Annotated in this window: 4 protein-coding genes and 1 pseudogene; 4 read left to right on the top strand and 1 reads right to left on the bottom strand. The window is 71.1% G+C overall.

Annotated features, from left to right (window positions below; all coding sequences use genetic code 11):
* Positions 1–150, top strand: a pseudogene (locus tag LIG30_RS27370) (SAM-dependent methyltransferase); the annotation flags it as partial.
* 108 nt (positions 151–258) lie between these two features.
* Here LIG30_RS27370 and ppc read toward each other — a convergent pair.
* Entirely contained in the window at positions 259–3,267 is a 3,009-nt protein-coding gene (ppc, locus tag LIG30_RS22090; protein WP_038715495.1) for a phosphoenolpyruvate carboxylase, read from the bottom strand.
* Positions 3,268–3,455: 188 nt separating this feature from the next.
* Here ppc and hemC point away from each other — a divergent pair, with 188 nt between their 5' ends.
* From hemC to LIG30_RS22075, 3 genes are all read left to right on the top strand, one after another.
* Positions 3,456–4,442 (top strand): hydroxymethylbilane synthase, encoded by a 987-nt coding sequence (gene hemC / locus LIG30_RS22085; protein WP_038715493.1) that lies wholly within the window; start codon positions 3,456–3,458, stop codon positions 4,440–4,442.
* Positions 4,442–6,418, top strand: a complete 1,977-nt coding sequence (gene hemDX, locus LIG30_RS22080) for a fused uroporphyrinogen-III synthase HemD/membrane protein HemX (RefSeq protein ID WP_038715492.1) — start codon at positions 4,442–4,444, stop codon at positions 6,416–6,418. Before hemC ends, hemDX begins: the two co-directional genes overlap by 1 nt.
* 2 nt (positions 6,419–6,420) lie before the next feature.
* A partial coding sequence (locus tag LIG30_RS22075; protein ID WP_038715491.1) for a heme biosynthesis protein HemY occupies positions 6,421–7,596 on the top strand: 1,176 nt, incomplete at its 3' end.

Genomic DNA, 7,596 nt, shown 5'->3' with positions numbered 1-7,596 from the left:
CACCTCGTCGGGCGCATGCGCCCACAGCGCGCGGATGCCGGTCACGCTGTCGGCCGGGGTGCGCATGCGCCCGACGAGGTGCGCAGCCATTACGCCGTGCAGGCGGACGGCTCGTTCGAGCACGATGCGCTGATGATCGACGCGCGTTGAGCGCGGGCGCGCCGCCGATGAAAAAGCCGCGACGCGCATCGCTGCGGGTCGCGGCCCATGCGGTGCCGGCAGGGCGCGCAGGATGCCGCGCCCGGCCGCCGTCGCGGATCAGCCGGTGTTGCGCAGGCCGGCCGCGATGCCGTTGATGGTCAGGTGAATCCCGCGCCGCAGCCGCGCGTTGGTGTCGCCGGCGCGGTGCCGCTTGATCAGCTCCACCTGCAGGTGGTTGAGCGGATCGAGGTACGGGAAGCGGTTCTTGATCGAGCGCGCGAGCAGCGGGTTCGTCGCGAGACGGCCCGTATGGCCGGTGATCTCGGACAGCGCGTGCGACGTGCGCTCCCACTCGGCGACGATCCGCTCGAACACGTGCTTGCGCAGCTTCCTGTCGGCGACGAGCTGCGCGTAGCGCGACGCGACCGCCAGGTCCGTCTTCGCGAGCACCATGTCCATGTTCGACATCAGGTTCGCGAAGAACGGCCAGGTCTTGTTCATCTTCTTCAGGAGCGTGAGCCGCCGGCCGCGCTCGGCCGCGCTCGGTGCGCCGTCGAGATAGGAGGCCACCGCGCTGCCGAAGCCGTACCAGCCCGTCAGCAGCAGCCGGCACTGGCCCCACGAGAAGCCCCACGGAATCGCGCGCAGGTCCTCGATCTTGCGCTGCTTCGGGTCCTGCAGCTTGCGCGACGCGGGACGGCTGCCGATGTTCAGCTCGGCGATCTCGGTGATCGGCGTCGACGAGAAGAAGTAATCGGTGAAGCCGGGCGTCTCGTAGACGAGCGCGCGGTAGGCGGCCATCGCGTCGTCGGACAGCGTCTGCATCGCGGCCTCGAACGCCGGCAGCTGCGCGGGCGCGCCGCTCTGCGGCAGCAGCGTCGCCTCGAGCGTCGCGGCGACCACCGTTTCCAGGTTGCGCCGGCCGATCTCCGGGTTCGCGAACTTGCTCGCGATCACCTCGCCCTGCTCGGTCAGGCGGATGTGGCCGTTGACCGTGCCCGGCGGCTGCGACAGGATCGCCTGATAGGTCGGGCCGCCGCCGCGGCCGACCGTGCCGCCGCGGCCGTGGAACAGGCGCAGCGTGATGTCGTGCTCGCGGAACAGGTCGACGAGCGCCAGTTCCGCGCGGTACAGCTCCCAGTTCGACGTCAGGAAGCCGCCGTCCTTGTTGCTGTCCGAGTAGCCGAGCATCACTTCTTGCTCGCCGCCCTGGTGGGCGATCAGCGTGCCGACGCCCGGCAGCGCGAAGTACGCGCCCATGATCGGCGCGGCATGGCGCAGGTCGGCGATCGTCTCGAACAGCGGGATCACCATCAGGCCGTTGCGCGCGCTGCCGTGCGCCGCGCCGAACGCGCCGTCGAGCAGCCCCGTTTCCTTCTGCAGCAGCAGCACTTCGACGAGGTCGCTGACCGTCTCGGTGTGCGAGATGATGTAGTTGCGCACCGCGCGCGGGCCGAACTGCGCGCGGACCTCGCGGGCCTTCTCGAGCACGCCGAGCTCGCTTTGCGCGAGCGCCGAATATTCGAAGTACGGCGAGCGCAGCGGACGCGGATCGCCGAGCGCGGTGAGCAGCACGCGCAGCTTGTCGTCCTCGTCGAGCCCGGCGTAATCCGGCTCGACACCGGCGCGGGCGAGCAGCTCGGCGATCACCGCCTCGTGGATGTCGGAGCTTTGCCGCAGGTCGATGCTTGCCAGGTGGAAGCCGAACACTTCGGCCGCGCGCATCAGCGGCGCGAGGCGCGGCGCCGCGAGCGACGCGCCGTGATGCTCGGCGAGCGAATCCATCAGCACCTTGAGGTCGCGCACGAATTCCTCGGCGTCCGCGTACGGCGTCGCGCGCACCGGCGTCGCGCCGCGGCCGGCGCTGCGCACCGGCACCGTGCCTTCGCCGACGCGCACGCGCGCGCTCGCGGCGAGCCGCGTATACACGCCGATCAGCGCGCGGCGGTACGGCTCGTCGACGCGGTGCGGCGACTGGTCGGGCGACGCGGCGGCGAGCGCCTTGAGCGCGTCGCTTGCGCCGACGAGCAGGTTCGACACCGACAGCTCGGCGCCGAGCTTGTGCACCTGCTCCAGATAGTGCTCGAGGATCACCGCCGACTGGCGGTTGATCGCCTCGTCGAGCGTCGCGGCGGTCACGTTCGGGTTGCCGTCGCGGTCGCCGCCGATCCAGCTGCCCATCTGGAAGAACGCGGGCACGCGGGCCGGCAGGCCGTGCTCGGCGAGTGCCGCCTCGATGTCGCCGTACAGCGCGGGCAGCTCGTCGAGGAAGGTCGCGCGGTAATACGACAGCGCGTTCTCGATCTCGTCGGCGACGGTCAGGCGCGCGTCGCGCAGCATCCGCGTCTGCCACAGCGACGTGACGCGCGCGCGCAGCATCGCCTCGTTGTGCGCGTGCTCGCGCGCCGTCAGCGGCTGGTCGTGCTCGGCGAGCAGGCGCGCGATGTCGTGCTGCGCGTCGAGGATGCTCTTGCGCTGCACTTCGGTCGGGTGCGCGGTCAGCACCGGCACGATCAGCGCGGCGTCGAAGAAGCGCTGCAGCACGTCGGCCGACGCGCCGCCCGTCTGCTTGAGCTGGTCGAGCGCGAACGCGACGGTGCCGGGCTGCGGCGCGGAGCCGGCGAGCGCGTGGATGCGGCGGCGCCGGTTGTGATGGCGGTCCTCGGCGATGTTCGCGAGGTGCGAGAAATAGCTGAACGCGCGCACGACGCTCACGGTCTGCTCCGGCGTCAGCTTGCGCAGCTTTTTCTCGAGTGTCTGCGCGGCTTCGCGGTCGTCCTCGCGGTGGAACTTGACGGCGGTCTGGCGGATCGTCTCGACGACGTCGAACACCGCGTCGCCTTCCTGTTCGCGCAACACCTCGCCGAGCAGCCGGCCGAGGAAGCGGATGTCCTCGAACAGCGGGCGGTCCTTGTCCTCGCGGGTGCGGGCGCCGGGCGCCTTGACGGCCGCGGCTGCTTCGGCGGCAGCCGCGGCCTTGGTCGTGCGTTTCGTCGGACGTATCGGGGCTTTCGGTTTGGTTGCCGGTTTCGCGCGGCCGTTGGCGGCGGCGGTGCCCGTCAGGGCGTCGGAGGAGGGCAAGGCAGCATTGCGGCGCGCGGTACGCGCCGATCCGGAAGACTTCACGATGGGGTTTCCTTGGGAAAGCACGAGTGAACAGGGGAACTGCGGTCAAGCTACTTCTGCGGCACTTCCGCGCATCCACGCCCCCCCCCGCGCCTGGCGGCATGCGGGCCGGCGCCCGCGCCCTGGCGGGCGCGAGCGTGCGTGCTACCATTGTTCGGTCTTCAATCCCGTCCTTCGATGCACCTGCAATGAATTCCGAGACCCTTCCAGCACAGTCGCCCGCGACGCTGACGATTGCCTCGCGCGAGAGCCGCCTGGCAATGTGGCAAGCCGAACATGTGCGTGATGCGCTGCGCAAATTATATCCAGCTTGTGACGTAAAGATCCTCGGCATGACGACCCGCGGCGATCAAATTCTCGATCGCGCGCTGTCGAAAGTCGGCGGCAAGGGGCTGTTCGTCAAGGAACTGGAAAGCGCGCTCGCCGACGGCCGGGCGGATCTTGCCGTGCATTCGCTGAAGGACGTGCCGATGGCGCTGCCCGACGGCTTCTCGCTGGCCGCGATCATGAGCCGCGAAGACCCGCGCGACGCGCTCGTGTCGAACGACTACGCGTCGCTCGACGCGCTGCCGGCGGGCGCCCTGGTCGGCACCTCGAGCCTGCGCCGCGAGGCGATGCTGCGCGCGCGCTTTCCGCACCTGCAGGTGCAACCGCTGCGGGGCAACCTCGACACCCGGCTCGCGAAGCTCGACCGCGGCGATTACGCGGCGATCATCCTCGCGGCCGCAGGCCTGAAGCGGCTCGGGCTCGGCGCGCGGATCCGTGCGCTGCTCGACGTCGAGGACAGCCCGCCCGCCGCAGGCCAGGGCGCGCTCGGCATCGAGATCGCGTCGCACCGCCACGACGTCGCCGCGTGGCTCGCGCCGCTGCACGACGCGCCGACGGCGCTCGCGGTCGAGGCCGAGCGGATGGTGTCGCGCGCGCTCGGCGGCAGCTGCGAGGTACCGCTCGCCGCGCATGCGGTATGGCGCGCGGGCGAGCTCTACCTGACCGGGCGCGTATCGACGACCGACGGCACGCGCATCGTGACCGCCGAGGCGTGCGCGGCGGTGATGAACGTCGCCGACGCGCTCGCGCTCGGCCGCGCGGTGTCCGACGAGCTGGAGGCGCAAGGCGCGCTCGACATCGTCCACGCGCTGCTCGCCGGCCAGCAGGCCGACAAGGGCAACGCCTGATGGCGGGCGCCGCGCGCGCATTCACCGCAGTGCTGACGCGGCCCGACGGCCAGTCGGCCGAACTGGCGGCGCAACTGGCCGGCGCGGGTTGCGACGTTCTCGAATTCCCGCTGATCGACATCGCGGCGCTGGACGATCCCGCGCCGCTCGCCGCCGCGTTCGCGGCGCTCGCGGACTACGCGCTCGTGATCTTCGTGTCGCCGAACGCGATCGACCGCGCGCTCGCGCAATTCGGCGCGATCTGGCCGCACGGGCTGCCGATCGGCGTGGTCGGCCCGGGCAGCGTCGCGGCGCTGGCGCGCCACGGCATCGCGGCGCCCGACTACCGCGTGATCGCGCCGCAGGCGCCCGACGACGGCAGCGCGCCGCATTACGATTCCGAAAGCCTGTTCGCGTGCATCGACGCCGCGTTCGGCGGCGCGGCCGCGCTCGCCGGCAAGCGCGTGCTGATCGTGCGCGGCGACGGCGGGCGCGAATGGCTCGCCGAGCGGTTGCGCGACGCCGGCGCCGAGGTGAGCCTCGTGGCCGCGTACCGGCGCGTCGTGCCGGAACCGCGCATCGGCGCATGGCAGCGCGTGCACGCGCTGCTCGGCGGCGCGCCGCACGCGTGGCTCGTCACCAGTTCCGAGGGCGTGCGTAACCTGCACGAGCTCGCGCAGGCGCATCTGACCGAGGCCGAGATCGACGCGCTTCGGCATGCGCCGCTCGTCACGCCGCATCCGCGGATCGCGCAGACCGCGCGCGCATTGGGTTTTGATAGGATTACGCTGACCGGCGCGGGCGATGAGCGCATCGTCCGCGCGTTTCGAACGATGGCCGACGAGGCCGTCCAACCGACCGCCGCACCGGTGACTACACGCATGACAGATACCAACGATTCCAAAAGCGTCTCATCCCAGCCGGCCGCTGCATCCGCGCCGCCGCCCAATCGCCCTTACTCGCCGCCTGAGCCGAAGGCGCGGCGCGGCGGCGGCACCGCAGTCCTGTGGTTCGTCATCGTCGTGCTCGGCTGCGCGGGGGGCGTCGGCGGCTACGCGCTCAATCGCAAGCTCGACCAGCTCGACGCGTCGGCGGCCGCACGGCAGAAAGTGCTCGACGCGCAAGCGGCCGAAACGCGCGTGAAGACCGAGCAGGCGCTCGCGAGCACGCATCAGGTCGACTCGCAGCTCGCGCAGCTCGAGGGCAAGCTCGCCGATGCGCAGAACGCGCAGCAGGCGCTGCAGCAGCAGTACCAGGATCTCGCGCGCAACCGCGACGCGTGGCTGCTTGAGGAAGTCGACCAGATGCTGTCGACCGCGAGCCAGCAACTGCAGCTGACGGGCAACACGCAGCTCGGGCTGATCGCGCTGCAGAACGCCGACGCGCGCCTCGCGGCATCGCAGAGCCCGCAGGCCGTCGCGGTGCGGAAGGCGCTCGCGCAGGACATCGAAAAGCTGAAGGCCGCGCCGTCCGTCGACCTGACGGGCCTCGCGATCAGGCTCGACGACGCGATCGCGAAGATCGACGCGCTGCCGCTTGCCGGCGAGGCGATCGTTCCGCATGCGGCGCCGAAGGCAAGCTCGCGCGCCGACGTCGCGAAGACGGCCGCCGCGACCGGCGAGCCGCGCTGGAAGGTCTGGTGGCACGACTTCTCGGCCGGCGTCGGCCAGCAGTTGCAGGGGCTCGTGCAGGTGCGCCGCATCGATAACGCGGACGCGATGCTCGCGTCGCCGGATCAGGGCTATTTCGTGCGCGAGAACGTCAAGCTGCGCCTGTTGACCGCGCGGCTGTCGCTGCTCGCGCGCAACGAGCCGGCGATGAAGGCCGACCTGCACGCCGCGCAGGCGTCGCTCGGCAAGTACTTCGATCAGGCCGCGAACGACACGCAAGTCGTCGAGGCGCTGCTCAAGGAGATCGACCACGCGTCGGTCGCGGTCGCCGTGCCGAACCTCAACACCAGCCTGAACGCCGTTCAGCAGTTCAAGAGCCGGGGGTGACGATGACGCTTCGAGGAATCGTTTGGCTCGCGATCCTGTTCGCGATCGCCGCGGCGCTCGCGACTGTCGGCCGCTTCGATACCGGGCAGGTGCTGCTCGTCTATCCGCCGTACCGGGTCGACCTGTCGCTCAACCTGTTCGTGGTCGGCATCGTCGTGCTGTTCATCGCCGTCTACGCGCTGCTGCGCATCGTGCGCAACATCTGGCAGATGCCGCAGCGGGTCGCCGCGTACCGCGCCCGCTCGCGCAACGACAAGGCGCAGGCGTCGCTGCGCGACGCGATCGCGAACCTGTACGCCGGGCGCTTCTCGCGCGCCGAGAAGGCCGCGCGCGATGCGCTCGCGGTCGACGTGAACCAGGGCGCGGCGAGTCTCGTCGCGGCCACCGCCGCGCACCGGATGCATGAATATGCGCGCCGCGACGAATGGCTCGCGAAGGTCGGCGCGCCGGAGTGGCAGGACGCGCGCCTGCTGGCGGCCGCCGACATGCGTGCGGACGCGCGCGATGCCGATGGCGCGCTCGCCGCGCTGGCCGAGATGCAGGCGTCGGGTGGCAAGCGCATCCATGCGCAGCAGGTCGCGCTGCGTGCGCAGCAGCAACTGAAGAACTGGGCCGAGGTGCTGAAGCTCGCGAAGGCGCTGGAAAAGCGCGAGGCGCTGCATCCGGCCGCGGCGGTGCGGCTGCGCCAGCAGGCGGCCGAGAACCTGCTGCGCGAGCGCCGTCACGATCCCGATGCGCTGCTCGAAGTGTGGCAGTCGCTGTCGGCCATCGAGCGGCAGTCGCCGCGCCTCGCCGATCTCGCAGCCGAGCTGCTCGTGTCGCTGGAGCGCCGCCCGGAAGCGCGCCGCATCGTCGAGGACGCGCTCGCGCACAATTGGGACGCGCGGCTGCTGCGCCGCTACCCGGACACGGCCGGCGCCGATGCGCTGCCGCTGATCCAGAAGGCCGAGTCGTGGAAGAAGGATCATCCGGAGGACCCGGACCTGCTGTTCGCGCTGGGGCGCCTGTGCCAGCAGCAGCAGCTGTGGGGCAAGGCGCAGTCGTTCCTCGAGTCGGCGCTCAAGCTGGCCGACAACGACGCGCTGAAGGTGCGCACGCATCGCGCGCTTGCGCGCCTGTTCGAGCATCTGGGCGAGACCGACAAGGCGGCGAAGCACTACCGCGAGAGCGCGCTCTCG

Origin of the sequence: Burkholderia sp. lig30, assembly GCF_000687455.2 — a bacterium.
Classification (GTDB): Bacteria; Pseudomonadota; Gammaproteobacteria; order Burkholderiales; family Burkholderiaceae; genus Burkholderia.
Note: the sequence above shows the minus strand (reverse complement) of the source record. Positions and strands in the feature narration are given on the sequence as shown.